This window comes from Pseudomonas sp. LBUM1678, assembly GCF_059695575.1.
The window spans coordinates 399,123-418,604 of sequence record NZ_CP166775.1; the positions used below are offsets into that span (position 1 = coordinate 399,123).

16 protein-coding genes are annotated in these 19,482 nt (G+C 60.3%); 10 read left to right on the forward strand and 6 right to left on the reverse strand.

Features of this window, described 5'->3' with window-relative positions; all coding sequences use genetic code 11:
• Positions 1–112: 112 nt before the first annotated feature.
• The 5 genes from hslU to ACA070_RS01885 all read right to left on the reverse strand — a co-directional run bounded on the left by hslU (position 113) and on the right by ACA070_RS01885 (position 7,209).
• Positions 113–1,450 carry an ATP-dependent protease ATPase subunit HslU gene (gene hslU, locus ACA070_RS01865; RefSeq protein WP_462028929.1) on the reverse strand — a complete coding sequence of 446 codons (1,338 nt, stop codon included), beginning with the start codon at positions 1,448–1,450 and terminating at the stop codon, positions 113–115.
• A gap of 54 nt (positions 1,451–1,504) precedes the next feature.
• Positions 1,505–2,035 carry an ATP-dependent protease subunit HslV gene (gene hslV, locus ACA070_RS01870; protein ID WP_007899242.1) on the reverse strand — a complete coding sequence of 177 codons (531 nt, stop codon included), beginning with the start codon at positions 2,033–2,035 and terminating at the stop codon, positions 1,505–1,507.
• Between the two features lie 289 nt (positions 2,036–2,324).
• Complete coding sequence (locus tag ACA070_RS01875; protein WP_497449811.1) at positions 2,325–3,032, reverse strand: SPOR domain-containing protein; 708 nt, start codon at positions 3,030–3,032, stop codon at positions 2,325–2,327.
• Position 3,033: 1 nt separating this feature from the next.
• Entirely contained in the window at positions 3,034–4,770 is a 1,737-nt protein-coding gene (argS, locus tag ACA070_RS01880; RefSeq protein ID WP_497449812.1) for an arginine--tRNA ligase, read from the reverse strand.
• 219 nt (positions 4,771–4,989) lie between these two features.
• The gene (locus ACA070_RS01885; protein ID WP_497449813.1) at positions 4,990–7,209 is read right to left on the reverse strand and encodes a primosomal protein N'; all 2,220 of its coding nucleotides are present in this window, start codon (positions 7,207–7,209) and stop codon (positions 4,990–4,992) included.
• A gap of 202 nt (positions 7,210–7,411) precedes the next feature.
• Here ACA070_RS01885 and rpmE point away from each other — a divergent pair, with 202 nt between their 5' ends.
• The 3 genes from rpmE (at position 7,412) to ACA070_RS01900 (ending at position 9,904) form a co-directional block, all read left to right on the forward strand.
• Positions 7,412–7,639, forward strand: coding sequence for a 50S ribosomal protein L31 (rpmE, locus tag ACA070_RS01890; RefSeq protein WP_131061460.1), 228 nt, complete (start codon positions 7,412–7,414; stop codon positions 7,637–7,639).
• 14 nt (positions 7,640–7,653) lie between these two features.
• Positions 7,654–8,454 carry a thermonuclease family protein gene (locus ACA070_RS01895; protein WP_497449814.1) on the forward strand — a complete coding sequence of 267 codons (801 nt, stop codon included), beginning with the start codon at positions 7,654–7,656 and terminating at the stop codon, positions 8,452–8,454.
• Between the two features lie 181 nt (positions 8,455–8,635).
• Positions 8,636–9,904: a malic enzyme-like NAD(P)-binding protein gene (locus ACA070_RS01900; RefSeq protein ID WP_046031175.1), complete on the forward strand. Its 1,269-nt coding sequence runs from the start codon at positions 8,636–8,638 to the stop codon at positions 9,902–9,904.
• 266 nt (positions 9,905–10,170) lie between these two features.
• On the opposite strand, the gene ACA070_RS01905 is transcribed toward ACA070_RS01900, so the two are convergent.
• Positions 10,171–12,615, reverse strand: a complete 2,445-nt coding sequence (locus ACA070_RS01905) for a penicillin-binding protein 1A (RefSeq protein ID WP_497451897.1) — start codon at positions 12,613–12,615, stop codon at positions 10,171–10,173.
• Between the two features lie 218 nt (positions 12,616–12,833).
• On the opposite strand from ACA070_RS01905, the gene ACA070_RS01910 reads away from it, so the two are divergent.
• From ACA070_RS01910 to aroB, 7 genes are all read left to right on the forward strand, one after another.
• On the forward strand, positions 12,834–13,898 hold the full coding sequence (locus tag ACA070_RS01910; protein WP_462028925.1) for a pilus assembly protein PilM: 1,065 nt from the start codon (positions 12,834–12,836) through the stop codon (positions 13,896–13,898).
• Positions 13,898–14,464 (forward strand): PilN domain-containing protein, encoded by a 567-nt coding sequence (locus ACA070_RS01915; RefSeq protein WP_497449815.1) that lies wholly within the window; start codon positions 13,898–13,900, stop codon positions 14,462–14,464. The genes ACA070_RS01910 and ACA070_RS01915 overlap by 1 nt, the downstream gene beginning before the upstream one ends.
• On the forward strand, positions 14,461–15,084 hold the full coding sequence (gene pilO / locus ACA070_RS01920) for a type 4a pilus biogenesis protein PilO (protein WP_497449816.1): 624 nt from the start codon (positions 14,461–14,463) through the stop codon (positions 15,082–15,084). The genes ACA070_RS01915 and pilO overlap by 4 nt, the downstream gene beginning before the upstream one ends.
• Positions 15,081–15,608: a pilus assembly protein PilP gene (locus tag ACA070_RS01925; protein ID WP_497449817.1), complete on the forward strand. Its 528-nt coding sequence runs from the start codon at positions 15,081–15,083 to the stop codon at positions 15,606–15,608. The genes pilO and ACA070_RS01925 overlap by 4 nt, the downstream gene beginning before the upstream one ends.
• 13 nt (positions 15,609–15,621) lie before the next feature.
• Positions 15,622–17,703, forward strand: a complete 2,082-nt coding sequence (locus tag ACA070_RS01930; RefSeq protein ID WP_497449818.1) for a type IV pilus secretin PilQ — start codon at positions 15,622–15,624, stop codon at positions 17,701–17,703.
• A gap of 4 nt (positions 17,704–17,707) precedes the next feature.
• Complete coding sequence (aroK, locus tag ACA070_RS01935; RefSeq protein ID WP_497449819.1) at positions 17,708–18,226, forward strand: shikimate kinase AroK; 519 nt, start codon at positions 17,708–17,710, stop codon at positions 18,224–18,226.
• A 151-nt stretch (positions 18,227–18,377) separates the two neighbouring features.
• On the forward strand, positions 18,378–19,478 hold the full coding sequence (gene aroB / locus ACA070_RS01940; protein ID WP_102593630.1) for a 3-dehydroquinate synthase: 1,101 nt from the start codon (positions 18,378–18,380) through the stop codon (positions 19,476–19,478).
• Positions 19,479–19,482: the final 4 nt, after the last annotated feature.

Consider the following 19,482-nt stretch of genomic DNA (forward strand, 5'->3'; position numbering starts at 1 on the left):
TCCGGCGAATGGGGTCTTCCTGATTAACCGCATTCACCGATTTTGGGGTCGCTTCGCGACCCAGCGGGAGCAAGCTCCCTCGCCACAGAAGCCCGCTCACACAGAATGTGACCTACAGGATATAACGGGACAGGTCTTCGTTCTGCGCCAATTCACCGAGGTGGCTGTTGACGTACTCGGCGTCGATCAGGATCACCTTGTCGTCATGGGCGCTGGCCAGGTCGCCAGCGCTGAACGACACTTCTTCGAGCAGACGCTCGAGCAAGGTGTGCAGGCGACGGGCACCGATGTTCTCGGTCTTCTCGTTGACCTGCCAGGCAATCTCGGCGATGCGCTTGATGCCGTCCGGCTGGAACTCGATGACCAGGCCTTCGGTTTTCAGCAGGGCGCAATACTGCTCGGTGAGCGACGCGTGCGGCTCGCTGAGGATGCGCTCGAAGTCTTCCGGCGTCAGCGCCTTCAGCTCAACACGAATCGGCAGACGACCTTGCAGCTCCGGCACCAGGTCGCTCGGCTTGCTCAAGTGGAACGCACCGGAGGCGATGAACAGGATGTGGTCGGTCTTGACCATGCCCAGCTTGGTGTTGACGGTGCAGCCTTCGATCAGTGGCAGCAAGTCACGCTGCACGCCTTCACGGGACACATCGACGCCGCCGGAATTGCCGCGCTTGGCGACCTTGTCGATTTCATCGATGAACACGATGCCGTGCTGTTCGACCGCTTCCAGCGCCTTGGCCTTCAACTCTTCATCGTTGACCAGGCGGCTGGCTTCTTCGTCACGCACCAGTTTCAGCGCTTCCTTGACCTTGATCTTGCGGTTTTTCTTTTTGCCCTTGCCCATGTTGGCAAACAGGCTCTGCAACTGGTTGGTCATTTCTTCCATGCCCGGTGGCGCGGAGATATCGACGCCGGCCATTTCGGCGACTTCGATTTCGATCTCCTTGTCATCCAGCTGACCTTCACGCAGGCGCTTGCGGAACAGCTGGCGGGTGTTGGAGTCGGCCGACGGGGCGTCGTCATTGTTGAAGCCCATGCGTGCCGGTGGCAGCAGGGCGTCGAGGATGCGCTCTTCAGCGGCGTCTTCGGCGCGGTGGCGAACCTTGGTCATTTCCTGTTCGCGCAGCAACTTGATCGCTGCGTCAGCCAGGTCACGAATGATCGATTCAACGTCGCGACCGACGTAGCCGACTTCGGTGAATTTGGTCGCTTCGACTTTGATGAACGGCGCGTTGGCAAGCTTGGCCAAGCGACGGGCGATCTCGGTTTTACCGACACCGGTCGGGCCGATCATCAGGATGTTCTTGGGCGTTACTTCAACGCGCAGCTCTTCGGGCAGCTGCATCCGGCGCCAGCGGTTACGCAGCGCGATGGCGACGGCGCGCTTGGCATCGTCCTGGCCGATGATATGGCGATTGAGTTCGTGGACGATTTCACGGGGAGTCATGGACATAGTAATTGGCGGTCCTCAAGCAAAAGTGAGCCGTGGCGCAAGGCCGAAACAGGCTTACTCGGCGAGGTCCTGCTCCTCAATGGTGAAGGTGTGGTTGGTGAATACGCAGATGTCGCCGGCGATACCGAGCGCGGTTTCGACGATTTCGCGAGCCGACAGATCGGTTTTCTTCAGCAGCGCGCTGGCGGCGGCCTGGGCGTAACCGCCACCGGAACCCATGGCGATCAAGCCTTCTTCGGGTTCGACCACGTCGCCGTTGCCGGTGATGATCAGGGAGGCGTCTTTGTTGGCGACCGCGAGCATGGCTTCGAGGCGGCTGAGGGAGCGGTCAGTGCGCCATTCTTTGGCGAGTTCGACCGCAGCGCGAACCAGGTGGCCCTGATGTTTCTCAAGCTGGCCTTCGAAACGCTCGAAGAGGGTGAAGGCGTCAGCGGTGGCCCCGGCAAAACCGGCGATCACCTGACCGTGGTACAGGCGACGAACTTTCTTCGCGTTGCCTTTCATCACGGTATTGCCAAGAGAAACCTGGCCGTCGCCGCCCATGACGACTTTGCCGTGGCGGCGAACTGAAACGATGGTGGTCAAGGGAGAGTCTCCACGCAGCGGGGCGAAAATGCCTTATGCCAACTCATATGGGGGTGGTGATGGGTTTTTCAACTGCGGGGCGGGATAGGGGACGAGCGGTGTCTGGCAGGGAAGGGTGTGTTGTTTGTTCTGGCGCCTTCGCGGGCAAGCCTCGCTCCTACAGGTAATGCACCGTTCACACGTACGGCGAACGGTGCATTTTACGGCGTTCACAATATCGTGAACGGTGCATTCCCTGTAGGAGCGAGGCTTGCCCGCGAAGAACGATAACGCGGTGCCGCTGAGGAAATCAGCGGTTCTGGCGTTGTTGTAACAACAGGTTGCTGAAACCGGCGCCGGCCAGTTGTTTCTGCGCCGTGGTCAGCTGTTCGCGGTTGCTGAACGGTCCGACCAATACCCGAAACCAGGTCTCGTCCTTCACGGTACCGGATTCAACCGCCACTGCCTGCCCCAGCAAAATGATCTGCGCCCGAACCTTGTCCGCGTCAGCCTCTTTGCGGAACGAACCGGCCTGGAGGAAGAACTTGGTCACCGGTGCGGCTTTGGACACTGGTGGCGCAGGTGGCGGAGTGATTCCGGCCAGTGCGGCCTGAGCGCGCGCGGTGTCGATCTTCGCCGCTTGCTCCGGTGTGACCGGCGTGGTCGGAACCGCCGGCACTTGTGGCGTCGGCAGAGTTTTCTCCGGCACGGCATCCGGCGGCACGATGACTTCCGATTCCGGCAGCAAGGTATAGAAGTCGTACTTCGGCTTCACCGGTTGCGTCGGGCTCGGCGGGGTCTTGTTGGCCTCGGCGATTTTGGTGGCTTTCTGCTGTTCGATCTTCTCGCGCTTGACGCTCTCGCTGCCCTTGCCCGGTTCCAGTTTCATCAGGAACACAATGAACGCGCCGACCGTCAGGCCGATCGCCATCCACAGCCAGCCCGGGATCGGTTGCTTTGCAGGAGCTTGGTAACGGCTGGCGCCACGCTTGGGTGCAGGTTTTTTCTTGGCAGCCAACTTACATACGCTCCAGAGTTTCCAGACCCAAGAGTTCCAGGCCTTGCTTGAGAGTGCGGCCGGTCAGCGCGGCGAGGCGCAGACGGCTCTGCATTTGCGCCGGGGTGTCGGCGCTGAGGATCGGGCAATTCTCATAGAAACTGGAGAACAGGCCGGCGACATCGTACAGGTAGGTGCACAGGATGTGCGGCGTGCCTTTGTCGGAAACGTTGTTCAACACTTCGCCGAACTGCGCGAGCTTGGCTGCCAGCTCGTGTTCGTGGGCGGCTTCGAGAACGATCTGGCCTTCGACTTCGCTGAAATCCTTGCCAAGTTTGCGGAACACACCGGCCACGCGGGTGTAGGCGTACAGCAGGTACGGCGCGGTGTTGCCTTCGAAGTTCAGCATCTGGTCGAAGTTGAAGCTGTAGTCGCTGGTGCGGTGCTTGGACAGGTCGGCGTATTTCACCGCGCCAATGCCCACGACTCTGGCGATGTTGCGCAATTCGTCTTCGGCCAACTCCGGGTTCTTGTCCTTCACCAGGGTGTAGGCGCGCTCCTGGGCTTCGGTCAGCAGGTCGATCAGCTTCACGGTGCCGCCATCACGGGTCTTGAACGGACGGCCATCGGCGCCGTTCATGGTGCCGAAGCCCATGTGTTCCATTTCCATCGGGTGCGTCACGAAGCCGGCCTTGCGGGCGACCGCGAACACTTGCTGGAAGTGCAATGCCTGACGCTGGTCGACGAAGTACAGCGCGCGGTCAGCCTTGAGCTTGCCGCTGCGATAACGCACGGCCGCCAGGTCGGTGGTGGCGTAGAGGTAGCCGCCATCGGCCTTGACGATGATCACCGGCAGCGGGTCGCCGTCGGCATTCTTGAATTCGTCGAGGAACACGCACTGCGCGCCATTACTCTCGACCAGCATGCCCGCAGCCTTGAGGTCGTTGACCACGTTGATCAGGTCGTCGTTATAGGCGCTTTCGCCCATCACGTCGGCCATGGTCAGTTTGACGTTCAGCAGCTCGTAGATTTTCTGGCAGTGCGACAGGGAGATGTCTTTGAACTTGGTCCACAGCGCCAGGCAGTCCGGGTCGCCGGCTTGCAGCTTGACCACCAGGCCACGGGCGCGATCGGCGAACTCTTCGGATTCGTCGAAGCGTTGCTTGGCGGCGCGGTAGAAGTTTTCCAGGTCCGACAGTTCGTCGCTGGTGATCGGGTTTTCCTGCAGGTACGCCATCAGCATGCCGAACTGGGTGCCCCAGTCGCCGACGTGGTTCTGACGGACGACGTCGTCGCCGAGGAACTCCAGAACGCGCGCCACGCCGTCGCCGATGATGGTCGAACGCAAGTGGCCGACGTGCATCTCTTTGGCCAGGTTCGGGGCCGACAGGTCGACGACGGTGCGTTGTACCGGGCCGGCCTTGCGCACGCCGATGTGCTCATCGGCCAGGGCGGCGTCCAGGCGAGTGGCCAGGGCATCGGTGTTCTGGAAAAAGTTCAGGAAGCCCGGGCCGGCGATTTCGGTCTTGGTGACGTTTTCATCAGCCGGCAGCGCGGCGATGATTTTTTCCGCCAGATCACGCGGCTTCATGCCCGCCGGTTTGGCCAGCATCATGGCGATGTTGCTGGCGAAGTCGCCGTTCTTCTTGTCACGGGAGTTTTCCACCTGGATCGCCGGCGACAGGCCTTCAGGCAACACACCTTCGTTGACGAGTTGGGTGATGGCTTGTTGGATCAGCTGGCGAATGGTGTCTTTCATGGTGTTCTCTTTCGACCGCAAGCGCGGCGGCGCCTGGATGCGCTAGTGGAAAAACTGGGCATTATCCGTTGCCCAGACGTGCTTGCCAACTATAGAGGGCAGGTTATGGATATGTGGTGACAAATAGTCAGCCTTCGCGGGCAAACCCGCTCCCACAGGGTTAGCGGTACACACAGATCCAATGTGGGAGCGAGCCTGCTCGCGATGGCGATCTACCAATCAATACAAATCCACGGGATCGACATCGAGAGACCAACGCACCGCCCGCCCACTCGGCATCTGCTCCAGCATCAGCAACCAACTGCTCAACAGCCGGTGAAGCGGTGCCCGGGCCGTGGCCTGCAACAACAACTGCGCACGATAGCGTCCTGCGCGACGTTCCATCGGCGCCGGTACCGGGCCGAGCAGCTCAATCCCGGTCAGATTCTGCTCAGCCAACAAACGCTCGGCCTCGCTGCACGCCTCATCGAGAAAACCTTCGGCCTGCCCCGGTTTGTGCGCTTCGGCCCGCAGCAACGCCAAATGCGCAAACGGCGGCAATCCCGCAGAGCGACGCTCACTCAAAGCCTGTTCAGCAAAGGCGAAATAGCCTTGTTCGGTCAATTGCACCAGCAGCGGATGATCGGCCAGGTGCGTCTGGATAATCACCTTGCCCGGCTCTTCGGCTCGCCCGGCACGGCCTGCAACCTGAACGATCAGCTGCGCCATGCGCTCGCTGGCGCGGAAGTCGCCGGAGAACAGCCCGCCATCGGCATCGAGGATCGACACCAGGGTTACCCGTGGAAAGTGGTGCCCTTTGGCAAGCATTTGCGTGCCGACCAGTATGCACGGCTGGCCTTTCTGGATGGTGGCGAACAGTTGATTCATCGCGTCTTTGCGCGACGTGCTGTCGCGGTCGACCCGCAGCACCGGGACGTCCGGAAATAGAATCGCCAAGCGTTCTTCCGCACGCTCAGTGCCGGCACCCACCGGGCGCAAATCGACCTTACCGCATTTCGGGCAGTGCCGAGGTACGCGCTCGACGTAGCCGCAATGGTGGCAGCGCAGTTCACCGGAGCGCTGGTGCACGGTCATTCGCGCATCGCAGCGCTGACACTCGGACATCCAGCCGCAATCGTGGCAAAGCAGCGTCGGCGCAAAACCGCGACGATTGAGAAAAACCAGCACTTGCTGGCCAGCCGCCAGGGTCTGGCCGATTGCTTGCTGCATTGGCCCGGAAATACCGCTGTCCAGCGGACGGCTTTTTACGTCCAGGCGCAGGAATCGCGGTTGCTTGGCGCCACCAGCACGCTCGTTTAGTCGTAGTAGACCGTACCGACCGGTGTAGGCGTTGTGCAGGCTTTCCAGCGAAGGCGTGGCGGAGCCGAGGACAATCGGGATGTTTTCCTGCCGCGCGCGCACCAACGCCAGATCGCGGGCGTGATAGCGCAAGCCTTCCTGCTGTTTATAGGAGCCGTCGTGCTCTTCGTCGATGATGATCAGGCCGGGATTTTTCATCGGCGTGAACAGCGCCGAGCGGGTGCCGATAATGATGTCGGCGTCACCGTCCCGGGCGGCGAGCCAGGCTTCGAGGCGCTCGCGATCATTGACCGCAGAGTGAATCAGGGCGATGCGCGCATTAAAACGCTGCTCGAAGCGCGCCAGGGTCTGCGGGCCGAGGTTGATCTCCGGGATCAACACCAACGCTTGCTTGCCGGCCTCGAGGGTTTCGCGAATCAGCTGCAAATAGACTTCGGTCTTGCCGCTGCCGGTGACGCCGGCCAGCAGGAACGCGTGATAACTGTCGAACCCGGCGCGTATCGCTTCATACGCGGCGCGCTGCTCAGGGTTGAGCGGCAGCTCCGGTTGCGCCAGCCAGTGTTCGTGGCGGGCACCGGGGGCGTGCTTGCGGATTTCCACCTGCACCAGATCCTTGGCCAGCAATAAATCGAGGCTGTCCTTGCTCAGCATCAGTTTGCTCAATAACTGATGGGCGACGCCGTGAGGGTGCTGGGCCAATGTCGCCAGGGCTTCGCGCTGGCGTGGCGCACGGGCGATGCGCGGATCATCAAGGCTGGCGCCGGGTGCGGCGGACCAGAAGCGTTCCTGGCGCGCCTCGGCCAGTTCGCCTTGGCGCAACAACACTGGCAGCGCCCAACTCAAGGTGTCGCCGAGGCTGTGCTGGTAATACTGCGAGGTCCACAGGCACAACTTGAACAGCGCTGGTGGCAACGGCGGCGTGGCGTCGAGCAGGGCCAGGGCCGGTTTGAGCTTTTCTACTGGCACTTCGCTGGTGTCGGTGACCTCCACCAGAATCCCGATCATCTCCCGGCGGCCGAACGGCACCCGCAGGCGCATGCCCGGTTGCAACTGGGCGCGCAGAACGCCGGCCGGGGCGCGGTAATCGAACAGGCGGCGCAGCGGCGAAGGCAGGGCGAGGCGCAAAATGGCGTCGGGCACGCGGGGGATTCTCTTTGGGCGGGCGATAAATGAAGCGCGGGCGCAATCCCTGTGGGACGGCGCTTTGGACCGGGAGCCTAGCAGACGGTCGGTAGAAGCGACAGCTTGCGCGATTGTCAATGTCTGATAGAATCCGCGGCCTAATTACGTGCGGTATTCAACAATAGTGTTGGGTGGCGGCACGCAGCCCGAGGAAGACACCATGAAAGCTGAAATCCATCCAGATTATCCAGTCATTGCTGTTACTTGCAGCTGTGGCAACAAGTTCGAAACTCGTTCGACCTTCGGCAAAGCTCTGCCGATCGACGTTTGCAACGAGTGCCACCCGTTCTACACCGGTAAGCAGAAGACTCTGGACACTGGCGGCCGCGTTCAGCGCTTCGCAGACCGTTTCGGTGCTTTCGGCAAGAAACCTGCTGCAGCAGAGTAAGGTTCGAAGGCCTGATGGGCTTTACCTTGCTAATGAAAAAGGCGTCCCTCGCGGGCGCCTTTTTTATGTCTGCGTTTTGGTTGTCCGGCGCCCAGGCCTTCTGCCCGGTGCCGAGCGGCCTGACGCCCGTCGCAGTACAACGTGTGGTGGATGGCGACACTTTGCGCCTCAGCGATGGCCGCAGCGTGCGCATGATCGGCTTGAACACGCCTGAGCTGGGCAAACAGGGCCGTTCCGACGAGCCGTTTGCTGTCATCGCGCGCAAACGCCTGGAAGCGCTGGTGGACGCCAGCAACGGACGCGTGAGTTTGCTGCCGGGTAAGGAGAGCAAGGACCATTACGGTCGCACGCTGGCCCATGTCTACGGTGCGGATGGCGCCAACTTCGAAGCGCAGATGCTCGCCGAGGGCCTCGGTTTTCAAGTGGCGGTCGCGCCGAATGTCGAATTGGTCGGCTGCCAGCAAGCTGCCGAACGCAGTGCCCGCCAGGCCGGTCTTGGTCTGTGGCGGCAATCACCTGTACTGAAAGCGGAGCAGATCAACGCCTCCGGTTTCGCTGTGCTCAGTGGTCGTGTGAGCAAGGTTCAGCGCAATCGCGGCGGGGTTTGGATTGAGTTGCAGGACTCGGTTGTATTGCGTGTTGCACCCAATTTGCTCGGGCAATTCGATGTGGCATCGCTTGAGCGACTGAAGGGCAAGCAGATTGAGGCGCGTGGCTGGGTGGTGGATCGATCGCGCCGCGGTGGTTTGCAACCCGGGCAGGCGCGCTGGCTTCTGCCGTTGACCGATCCGGCGATGCTGCAAGTGGTACGTTGAGAAAAATTGTAGACATTTTTTCTTTTGATTGTGAACAGTCCATCCCTTGTGTTCCGGGGCTCTTGGCCCAAAGTCGTAAGGCAGGGCGCTTGACAGGGGTGACTGGTCAGTCTTGTGGGGACTTTGCGACACGCGTATCCTCGGCGGTCCGTCTGTCCAACAGTAAAAGCGGAATGCCCACATGTCTGATTTGAAAACTGCCGCTCTCGAATATCACGCCCATCCTCGTCCAGGGAAGCTGAGTGTCGAGCTCACCAAGGCCACCGCTACCGCCCGCGATCTGTCGCTGGCCTACAGCCCCGGCGTAGCCGAACCAGTACGCGAAATCGCCCGCGATCCTGAACTGGCCTACAAATACACCGGCAAAGGCAACCTGGTTGCAGTCATTTCCGATGGCACCGCGATTCTTGGCCTGGGTAACCTTGGCCCACTGGCTTCCAAGCCTGTCATGGAAGGGAAAGGCGTGCTGTTCAAGCGCTTTGCCGGCATCGACGTTTTCGATATCGAAGTCGACTCCGAAAGCCCGCAAGCCTTCATCGACACCGTCAAGCGTATCTCCATCACCTTCGGTGGCATCAACCTGGAAGACATCAAGGCACCTGAGTGCTTTGAGATCGAGCGCGCTCTGATCGAGCAGTGCGACATTCCAGTGTTCCACGATGACCAGCACGGCACCGCGATCGTTACCGCGGCCGGCATGATCAATGCCCTGGAAATCGCTGGCAAAACCCTGGCTGACGCCAAGATCGTCTGCCTGGGCGCCGGTGCGGCCGCCATCTCCTGCATGAAATTGCTGGTGAGCATGGGCGCCAACATCGAAAACATCTTCATGGTTGACCGTACCGGCGTGATCCACTCCGGCCGTGACGACCTGAACCAGTACAAGGCTGTCTTCGCTCACGCGACCGACAAGCGCACCCTGGCTGACGCCCTGACCGGTGCAGACGTGTTCGTTGGCCTGTCCGGCCCGAACCTGTTGAGCGCTGAAGGCCTCAAATCCATGGCGGCCAACCCGATCGTGTTCGCGTGCTCGAACCCTGATCCGGAAATCTCTCCGGAACTGGCTCACGCCACCCGTGACGACGTGATCATGGCGACCGGCCGTTCGGACTACCCGAACCAGGTCAACAACGTACTGGGCTTCCCGTTCATCTTCCGCGGTGCCCTGGACGTTCGCGCCAAGCGCATCAACGAAGAAATGAAGGTAGCAGCGGCCAACGCCCTGCGTGAACTGGCCAAACTGCCCGTTCCTCAGGAAGTGTGTGACGCCTACGGTGGCATCAAGCTGGAATTCGGTCGTGAGTACATCATTCCCAAGCCGATGGATGCCCGCCTGATCACCCTGATCTCCGATGCCGTGGCCAAGGCTGCCATCGAAACCGGCGTAGCGACCCTGCCGTATCCGAAGAACTACCCGCTGAAAAGCGTGGATGACGTGTTCAACGGCTAAGTCGTTGTAGCGCTTCAACCGAAAGCCCTGGCTCTTGTGAGTCGGGGCTTTTTTCTGCCTGTGGTTTTTGTGGTGTCTGTGAGGGCCTCTTCGCGGGCAAGCCTCGCTCCTACGAGGGGCGGGTTGTCCGCAAACGCTGGGAACGATTCATATCCGTAGGAGCGAGGCTTGCCCGCGAAGAGGCCGGGGCAGTCAACGCAAAATGTGAGGCAATAAAAAGCCCTGCACTTCTCTCGAAGGCGGGGCTTTTGCGTTGCTTCAGGCGATCAGAAAAGATCGATCGGCGCCCCTTCATCCGCTGGCAGCGGGCTACCCGGCGCATTGCCGTTACCCAGCTCATTCACCGATGGTGGCGTGTCCTCGGCCTTGAACAGCTCGAAGTACGCGCCTGGCGTGCCCGGGCTGGCCGCACGACCGCTGACCGGGTCGACCCGCAGGCTGAGGAGGCCTTCCGGTTCTGCCTGGGTGTGAGGCGGCTTGTCTTTAAGGGCGGCAGCCATGTAATTCATCCAGATCGGCAGCGCGACAGTGCCGCCGAACTCGCGTTTGCCCAGGCTTTCCGGCTGATCGAACCCGGTCCAGACGGTGGTCACGTAATCGGCGTTGTAGCCGGAGAACCAGGCGTCCTTGGATTCGTTGGTGGTACCGGTCTTGCCCGCAATGTCGCTGCGACCCAAGGCCAGTGCGCGGCGGCCGGTACCGAGTTTGATCACGTCCTCGAGCATGCTGTTGAGGATGAAGGTGGTGCGACCGTCGACAATGCGTTCGGCCACGGCTGGCGTTTGCGGCGCAGTGCCGGGTGCGGCCGGAGCCTCGCCCGGGGTCGCATTGACCGTGAACGCCTGGGCGTCGGTCGGTGCGGCGATGCCATTGGTCGCAACGTCGCCCTGAGGAACGCTCGGCGGGTTGGCGACAAACAGCGTGTCGCCATTACGGCTTTCGATCTTGTCGATGATATACGGGCTGATTTTGTAGCCACCGTTGGCGAAGGTGCTCCAGCCAGTGGCGATTTCCATTGGCGTCAGGGTCGCGGTGCCCAAGGCCAGGGACAAGTTGCGCGGCAGGTCCTGCTTGTTGAAGCCGAACTTGCTGATGTAATCGATGGTGCGATCGACGCCCAGCGCCTGCACCAGTCGGATCGATACCAGGTTGCGCGATTTGTACAACCCTTCACGCAGGCGGATCGGGCCGAGGAAGGTGTTGGTGTCGTTCTTCGGACGCCAGACCTTGTCCAAGTATTCATCGACGAACACGATTGGAGCATCGTTCACCAGGCTGGCGGCGGTGTAGCCATTATCCAGCGCGGCGCTGTAAACGAAGGGCTTGAAACTCGAACCCGGCTGACGCTTGGCCTGCATGGCGCGGTTGTAGTTGCTCTGCTCGAAGGCAAAACCACCGACCAGCGAGCGAATGGCGCCGTTCTGCGGATCAAGGGACACCAGCGCGCCTTGCGCTTGCGGGATCTGGCTGAATTTCAGTGAGTTGTCCGGTTGGCGCTGCACGCGAATCAGGTCACCAACCTGGGCCACGTCCGCCGGCTGCTTCGGATTGGCGCCCATGCTGTTCGTGTTCAGGAATGGACGTGCCCATTTCATGCTGTCCCAAGCGACGTGTTCCTCACCGGTGCGGGTGATCACTTGCAGACCGTTCTTGTCGACCTGAGTGACGATGGCCGGCTCAAGTCCGCTAATGGTCCGCTGTTTGGTCAGCTCGGTGGCCCAGGCCTCGCGAGTCTTGCCCGGCAGGCGCGACTCGGGACCGCGATAGCCGTGACGCTGGTCGTAAGTCATCAAGCCTTCGTGGACCGCGGTGTTGGCCATTTCCTGCAAATTGCTCGGCACCGTGGTGGTCACGCGGAAACCTTCGGTGTACGCATCGCTGCCATAACGGCCGACCATTTCGGCACGGGCCATTTCAGCGATGTACGGCGCGTTCACTTCTGGCGTCGGCACGTGGTAGCTGGCGTTGAGTGGCTCGTTGATCGCGGTGGTGTAGTCGGCTTCGGTGATCTTGCCGAGCTTGTACATGCGCCCGAGGATCCAGTCGCGACGTTCCTTGCTGCGGGCCGGGTTGGCCAGCGGGTTAAAGCGCGAAGGGGCTTTTGGCAGGCCGGCGATCATCGCCATCTGCGCCAGGCTGACGTCACGAATCGATTTGCCGTAGTAAACCTGCGCGGCGGCTTCGATGCCGTAGGCGCGGTTACCCAGATAGATCTTGTTGACGTACAGCTCGAGGATCTCGTCCTTGGTCAGCTGCCGCTCGATCTGCAGGGCCAGGAGGATTTCGGTGGTTTTGCGCGAGAAACTGCGTTCGCTGGTCAGAAAGAAGTTCTTCGCCACCTGCATGGTGATCGTGCTGCCGCCGGACTGGATGTGTCCGCTTTTGATCAGCTGAGTCGCAGCACGCATCAGGCTGCTGGGATCGACGCCGTAGTGATTGGCAAAATTGTCGTCTTCAGCACTTAGTAACGCATTGATGAAATTGGGGGGAATGTCGGCGAAACGGATCGGCGTGCGGCGCATTTCGCCAAATTCTGCGATCAACTTGTTGTCGCTGCTGTACACCCGCAATGGAATCTGCAACTGGATGCTTCTCAGAGCCTCCACGGATGGCAATCCCGGACTAAGGTAAAGAAACGCGCCGCTCAGACCAAGGAGCAGTCCGCAGAAAACGGCGACGATGGACCAACCGAAAAATTTCAGCAGACGAATCAAGGCTTTGGGATATCCAGGGCAAAGAATGAATTAGGCAACAGGGTTCAGATAAACAGGGAACGACCCGCGCTTGCAGTAAAAACCGGAAAAAAACGCTGGGCATTATAAGCATTTTTACGTCGAGAGCGTCATTTGCGCTGCTGTCAAGACGGGTGGTTTGAACGCAACGGGTATTACAGAGTCCGTAAGACACGGATAGTCATAGGGAATTGGTAGTGCTAGGACTCTTCAATAAAAAAGCCAACACGCTTCTGGGGATCGACATCAGCTCCACGTCGGTGAAGCTGCTTGAGCTCAGTCGCCAGGGCGACCGCTATCGGGTCGAAGCCTATGCGGTCGAGCCTTTGCCCGCCAACGCGGTGGTCGAGAAAAACATCGCCGAACTCGAAGGCGTGGGCCAGGCACTCTCTCGCGTGCTGCTCAAGGCCAAAACCAGCCTCAGGAATGTCGCCGTGGCCGTCGCCGGTTCGGCAGTCATTACCAAAACCATCGAGATGGACGCCGGTCTTTCCGACGACGAGATGGAAAACCAGCTGAAGATCGAGGCCGATCAGTACATCCCCTACCCATTGGATGAAGTCGCCATCGACTTCGAAGTTCAGGGCGCGTCGGCGCGTAACCCCGAGCGGGTCAATGTGCTGCTGGCAGCCTGTCGCAAGGAAAACGTCGAGGTGCGTGAAGCCGCCCTTGCGCTGGCCGGCCTGACGGCGCGAGTAGTGGACGTCGAGGCTTATGCGCTGGAGCGCTCGTTCAGCTTGCTGGCGGCTCAGCTGGCGGTCTCGCAGGAAGGGCTGACCGTGGCGGTGGTCGACATCGGCGCGACCATGACCACCCTGAGCGTGTTGTACAACGGGCGGATCATCTACACCCGCGAACAATTGTTCGGCGGTCGTCAGCTGACGGAGGAAATCCAGCGTCGTTATGGCCTGACCATCGAGCAGGCAGGGTTGGCGAAGAAGCAGGGCGGGTTGCCGGATGACTACGTCAGCGAAGTCTTGCAGCCTTTTCGCGATGCTCTGGTGCAGCAGGTTTCCCGGTCGTTGCAGTTCTTCTTTGCTTCCGGTCAGTACAACGCGGTCGATCACATCCTGCTGGCGGGCGGTACCGCTTCAGTCCCGGGGCTTGATCGCCTGATCGAACAGCGGCTGGGCACGCCGACCCAGGTGGCCAACCCGTTCTCCGACATGGCATTGAGCAGCAAGGTCAACGCCGGGGCCCTGGCAAGCGATGCGCCAGCACTGATGATCGCCTGCGGGCTCGCCCTCAGGAGTTTCGACTGATGGCGCGGATCAATCTTTTACCTTGGCGCGAAGAGCTGCGTGAAGAGCGTCGCAAACGTTTTTTGCTGGCGCTGGCCGGCGTGTTGATGTGTTCGGTGGGCGCGATTTTCATCGCGGACCAGGTCATCAGCAGTGCAATAGACCGGCAAGTGGCCCGTAACGATTACATCGGCAAACAGATTGCCGTGGTCGACGAGCGCATCAAGCAGATCAGCGACCTGAAGGCCCGTCGCCAGCAGCTCGTCGAGCGCATGCGCATCATCCAGGACCTGCAAGGTAACCGTCCGATCAGCGGGCGTATTTTCGACCAGTTGGCGCGCACCTTGCCAGACGGGGTGTATTTCACCGAAGTGAAAATGGCCGGCAAAACCCTGTCCATTACCGGCGCGGCGGAATCGAACAATCGTGTTTCGGACTTGATGCGCAATCTGGACGCGTCCGACTGGTTCGATGCGCCGAGCCTCACGGAAGTCAAAGCCACCACCGCCGGGCAGCTGGATCAGGCCAACGTCTTCCAGTTGACCGTCCGTCAGACTCAGCCCGCCGTTGTGGAGGCTGGCAAATGAGCCCCTCCGAATGGTTTGAAGGCCTGCGCAAGATCGACATCAACGATCTGGACACCAACAACATGGGTTCCTGGCCGCCGGCGATCAAGGCCCTGGCGGGTGGCTTGCTCATGGTTCTGGTGTTGGCCCTGGGGTACACCTTTTACATCAGCGATCAGGAAGATCACCTCACACTCAAGCGTGAAGAGGAGTCGACCCTCAAGGAGCAATTCGCGACCAAAGCTCGCATGGCGGCAAACCTGGAGCTGTACACCCAGCAGATGAAAGAGATGGAGAACTCTTTCGGTGTGCTGCTGCGGCAATTGCCCAGCGACACCGAAGTGCCCGGGCTGCTGGAAGACATCACCCGTACCGGCCTCGGTAGCGGGCTGGAGTTTGAAGAGATCAAGTTGCTCCCGGAGGTTTCCCAACAGTTCTACATTGAACTGCCGATCCAGATCACCGTTACCGGCGCCTATCACGACCTGGCGACGTTCGTCAGTGGCGTGGCCGGGTTGCCGCGGATCGTTACGCTGCATGATTTCGACCTTGCGCCGGCTGACCCGGAGGGCGGTCCGAAACTGCGCATGAGCATCCTTGCCAAGACCTACCGCTACAACGACAAGGGGTTGCAGAAATGACCCCGATTCGTTGCTTATTGATGGTTTTGTTGCTCGCCGGTCTGGCCGGTTGCGGCAGCGACAATGACGTCGGCGACCTCGACGCCTACATGAACGAAGTGCGCCTGCGGCCGCCGGGCAAGATTGAACCAACGCCGACATTCCGGTCTTACCCAACATTCACCTACAACGCTGCCAACCTGCGCAGCCCGTTTTCCCGGCAGGTCAGGGTCGACCTGGCGGGTCAGCAGCGCGGCTCGCGCAACGTCAAACCCGACCCCAGCCGGGCCAAGCAATACCTCGAAGGTTTCAACATCGAGCAGTTTGAAATGGTCGGCACAATCTCCAATGCGACCGGCTCCTTTGCACTGTTGCGCGGAGCAGGCGGAGTGCATCGGCTGAAAGTCGGCGATTACCTGGGGCGTAACGATGGGCGGATCGTCGCCATCAACGGCTCGCAAGTCGATGTGGTCGAAATCGTTCCCGATGGCGAAGGTGCCTGGCTGGAACGGCCACGGACCATCCCTTTGAAAGAGCACTCATAGTGGAACTCGAATAATGAACAGGATTTTCTCAACCCTCGGTATCTCGCTATGGATAGCGTTGCTGTCGCCGATGGTACAAGCGGCCAACCTCAATGCGCTGGATGTCGCCGCGCTGCCGGGTGATCGTGTCGAGTTGAAGTTATCTTTCGATGGCCCGCCACCACAGCCCCACGGTTACACGACCGAGTCGCCTGCACGAATTGCGCTGGATCTGCCAGGCGTCGTCACTAAGCTGGCGAGCAAGAGTCGTGACCTGGGAGGCGGCAATGCCCGCAGCGCGACGGTTGTGGAAGCCAAGGACCGTACGCGGTTGATCATCAATCTGACGCAGCTGACCCCGTACAGCGCACGAGTCGAAGGCAACAAACTGATCGTAGTGGTCGGGGAGGGTGCCAATAACAAGGCATCCCGGCCGCCCGCCAGTGCACCTCGCACTGCGACTGCAACGCCCGCCCCGGCGAAAGCCTATGCCCCTGTGGGCAAGGCCATCCGAGGTGTGGATTTCCAGCGCGGTACGCAGGGTGAAGGCAATGTGGTGATTGATCTGTCGGATCCGTCCATCGCCCCGGACATTCAGGAGCGCGACGGAAAGATCATCCTCGGTTTTGCCAAAACCCAATTGCCAGAGCCGTTGCGCGTACGTCTGGACGTCAAGGATTTCGCCACCCCGGTGCAGTTCGTCAACGCCAGCGCCACGGGCGACCGGGCCACGATCAGCATCGAGCCCAGCGGCGCCTTCGATTATTCGACCTACCAGACCGACAACAAACTGACTGTCAGCATCCGGCCAATGACTGTCGACGACCTGCAAAAGCGTAATGCCGAACGTTTTGCCTATACTGGTGAAAAGCTCTCGCTGAATTTCCAGGACATCGATGTGCGCTCGGTGCTGCAACTGATCGCCGATTTTACCAACCTCAATCTGGTGGCCAGCGACACGGTGCAGGGCGGTATCACTCTGCGTCTGCAGAACGTGCCGTGGGACCAGGCGCTGGACCTGGTGCTGAAAACCAAAGGCCTGGACAAGCGCAAGATCGGTAATGTCCTGCTGGTGGCGCCGGCCGATGAAATCGCCGCGCGAGAGCGTCAGGAACTGGAATCGCAGAAGCAGATCTCCGACCTCGCGCCCCTGCGTCGAGAGCTGCTGCAAGTCAATTACGCCAAGGCTGCCGACATCGCCAAGCTGTTCACGTCGGTGACCAGTGCCGAATCGAAAATCGACGAACGGGGTTCGATCACGGTTGATGAACGGACCAACAACATCATTGCCTACCAGACCCAGGACCGACTCGACGAACTACGTCGCATCGTTGCGCAGCTGGATATCCCGGTGCGTCAGGTGATGATCGAGGCGCGAATCGTCGAAGCCAACGTCGACTACGACAAAAGCCTCGGCGTGCGCTGGGGGGGCTCGGTGCAGAACAAGGGCAACTGGAACACATCCGGCGTCAGTAATGGTTCGTCGACCACCATTGGTACCCCGGGCAGCACCAGCACCAACTCGCCGTTTGTCGACCTGGGCGCTGCGGGCAATACCTCCGGAATCGGCATCGCCTTCATCACCGATAACGTGCTGCTGGACCTGGAGCTGACCGCGATGGAGAAGACTGGTAACGGCGAAATCGTCTCTCAACCCAAGGTGGTCACGTCCGACAAGGAAACCGCGAAAATCCTCAAGGGCACCGAGATTCCCTATCAGGAAGCCAGCTCCAGCGGTGCCACTTCGGTGTCGTTCAAGGAGGCGTCGCTGTCCCTTGAGGTCACGCCGCAGATCACCCCGGACAACCGGATCATCATGGAGGTCAAGGTCACCAAGGACGAACCGGACTACCTGAACAAGGTCCAGGATGTACCGCCGATCAAGAAAAACGAGGTCAATGCCAAGGTTTTGGTCAATGATGGCGAGACCATCGTGATTGGCGGGGTTTTCTCAAATACTCAGAGCAAGGTTGTAGATAAGGTGCCATTTCTCGGTGATGTGCCGTATCTTGGCCGCCTTTTCCGGCGTGACGTGGTTTCGGAGAAAAAATCCGAGCTGCTGGTATTTCTCACTCCGCGTATCATGAATAACCAGGCGATTGCTGTGAGTCATTGATTCTGTGCGAAATTTGATTCTTGTTGGACCGATGGGGGCTGGAAAAAGCACCATCGGCCGGTTGCTGGCCAAAGAGCTGCGCCTGCCGTTCAAAGATTCCGATAAGGAAATTGAATTGCGCACGGGCGCCAATATCCCGTGGATTTTCGATAAAGAAGGCGAACCGGGCTTTCGTGACCGCGAGCAGGCGATGATTGCCGAGCTGTGCGGCTGCGACGGCGTGGTGCTGGCGACCGGTGGCGGCGCGGTGATGCGCGAAGCCAATCGTCGGGCGTTGCACGCTGGCGGTCGGGTGGTCTATCTGCATGCCTCTGTCGAGCAGCAGGTCGGCCGCACGTCCCGCGATCGAAATCGCCCATTGTTGCGCACCGCCGATCCGGCGAAGACCCTGCGGGATCTGCTGGCGATCCGCGATCCGCTGTATCGGGAAATCGCCGACCTGGTGATTGAAACCGATGAGCGGCCGCCGCGAATGGTGGTGCTCGATATTCTCGAACGCTTGCAGCAGCTACCTCCCCGTTAAAGCGAGGCGCGAAATGCGCTATCCTCGGCGTCCTGTCACGACCGCTCAAGGTTGTGGCGGATGGCTACCGAACGGCGTCACACCAGCAGACGCCGTGGACATTCGTTAACTCAAGGCAGGACGCCTGATTCCATCTTCACTGTGGGGACACATGCAGACACTCAAGGTCGATCTAGGCGAGCGCAGCTACCCGATTCACATTGGCGAAGGTTTGTTGGATCAGCCTGAGCTGCTGGCCCCGCATATTCGCGGGCGGCAAGTAGCGATCATCTCCAACGAGACCGTCGCGCCGCTCTATCTCGAACGTCTGACCCGCAGCCTAGCGCAGTTCTCGGTGATTTCCGTGGTGCTGCCCGACGGCGAAGCTTTCAAGACCTGGGAAACCCTGCAACTGATTTTCGACGGTTTGCTGACTGCTCGCCACGACCGTCGCACCACGGTGATCGCCCTCGGCGGCGGTGTGATTGGTGACATGGCCGGTTTTGCGGCGGCCTGCTATCAGCGCGGTGTCGATTTCATTCAGGTTCCGACCACGCTGCTGTCGCAAGTCGACTCCTCGGTGGGCGGCAAGACCGGGATCAATCACCCGCTGGGCAAGAACATGGTCGGTGCTTTCTATCAGCCGAATGTGGTGCTGATCGATACCGCGACCCTCAATACCCTGCCGGCCCGCGAGCTCTCTGCGGGGCTGGCGGAAGTCATCAAGTACGGGCTGATCTGCGACGAGCCGTTCCTGACCTGGCTCGAAGAAAACGTTGATCGCTTGCGCGCTCTGGACCAGGTCGCCCTGACCTACGCCATCGAACGTTCCTGCGCGGCCAAGGCCGAGGTAGTCGGTGCCGACGAGAAGGAGACCGGTGTTCGGGCCACGTTGAACCTGGGGCACACCTTCGGACACGCTATCGAAACCCATATGGGCTATGGTGTCTGGCTTCATGGCGAAGCCGTCGCTGCTGGCACCGTAATGGCGTTGGAAATGTCTGCGCGACTGGGCTGGATCAGCGAACAGGAGCGCGATCGCGGCATTCGTCTGTTTCAGCGTGCCGGCCTGCCGGTCATCCCGCCTGAAGAGATGACTGAAGCCGATTTTCTCGAACACATGGCAATTGACAAGAAAGTGATCGACGGTCGTTTACGCCTGGTGCTGCTGCGCCACATGGGCGAAGCGGTGGTGACCGACGATTATCCGAAAGAAGTTTTACAGGCCACGCTGGGAGCGGATTACCGCGCCCTGGCTCAGCTTAAAGGTTAATAAG

What these genes read in the sequence shown, in the direction of transcription:
- aroB (WP_102593630.1), top strand. Translation starts at nt 18,378, where the DNA reads ATGCAGACACTCAAGGTCGATCTAGGCGAGCGCAGCTACCCGATTCAC.
- ACA070_RS01895 (WP_497449814.1), top strand. Translation starts at nt 7,654, where the DNA reads ATGGGCTTTACCTTGCTAATGAAAAAGGCGTCCCTCGCGGGCGCCTTT.
- ACA070_RS01915 (WP_497449815.1), top strand. Translation starts at nt 13,898, where the DNA reads ATGGCGCGGATCAATCTTTTACCTTGGCGCGAAGAGCTGCGTGAAGAG.
- argS (WP_497449812.1), bottom strand. Translation starts at nt 4,770, where the DNA reads ATGAAAGACACCATTCGCCAGCTGATCCAACAAGCCATCACCCAACTC.
- ACA070_RS01925 (WP_497449817.1), top strand. Translation starts at nt 15,081, where the DNA reads ATGACCCCGATTCGTTGCTTATTGATGGTTTTGTTGCTCGCCGGTCTG.
- hslU (WP_462028929.1), bottom strand. Translation starts at nt 1,450, where the DNA reads ATGTCCATGACTCCCCGTGAAATCGTCCACGAACTCAATCGCCATATC.
- ACA070_RS01930 (WP_497449818.1), top strand. Translation starts at nt 15,622, where the DNA reads ATGAACAGGATTTTCTCAACCCTCGGTATCTCGCTATGGATAGCGTTG.
- pilO (WP_497449816.1), top strand. Translation starts at nt 14,461, where the DNA reads ATGAGCCCCTCCGAATGGTTTGAAGGCCTGCGCAAGATCGACATCAAC.
- rpmE (WP_131061460.1), top strand. Translation starts at nt 7,412, where the DNA reads ATGAAAGCTGAAATCCATCCAGATTATCCAGTCATTGCTGTTACTTGC.
- ACA070_RS01900 (WP_046031175.1), top strand. Translation starts at nt 8,636, where the DNA reads ATGTCTGATTTGAAAACTGCCGCTCTCGAATATCACGCCCATCCTCGT.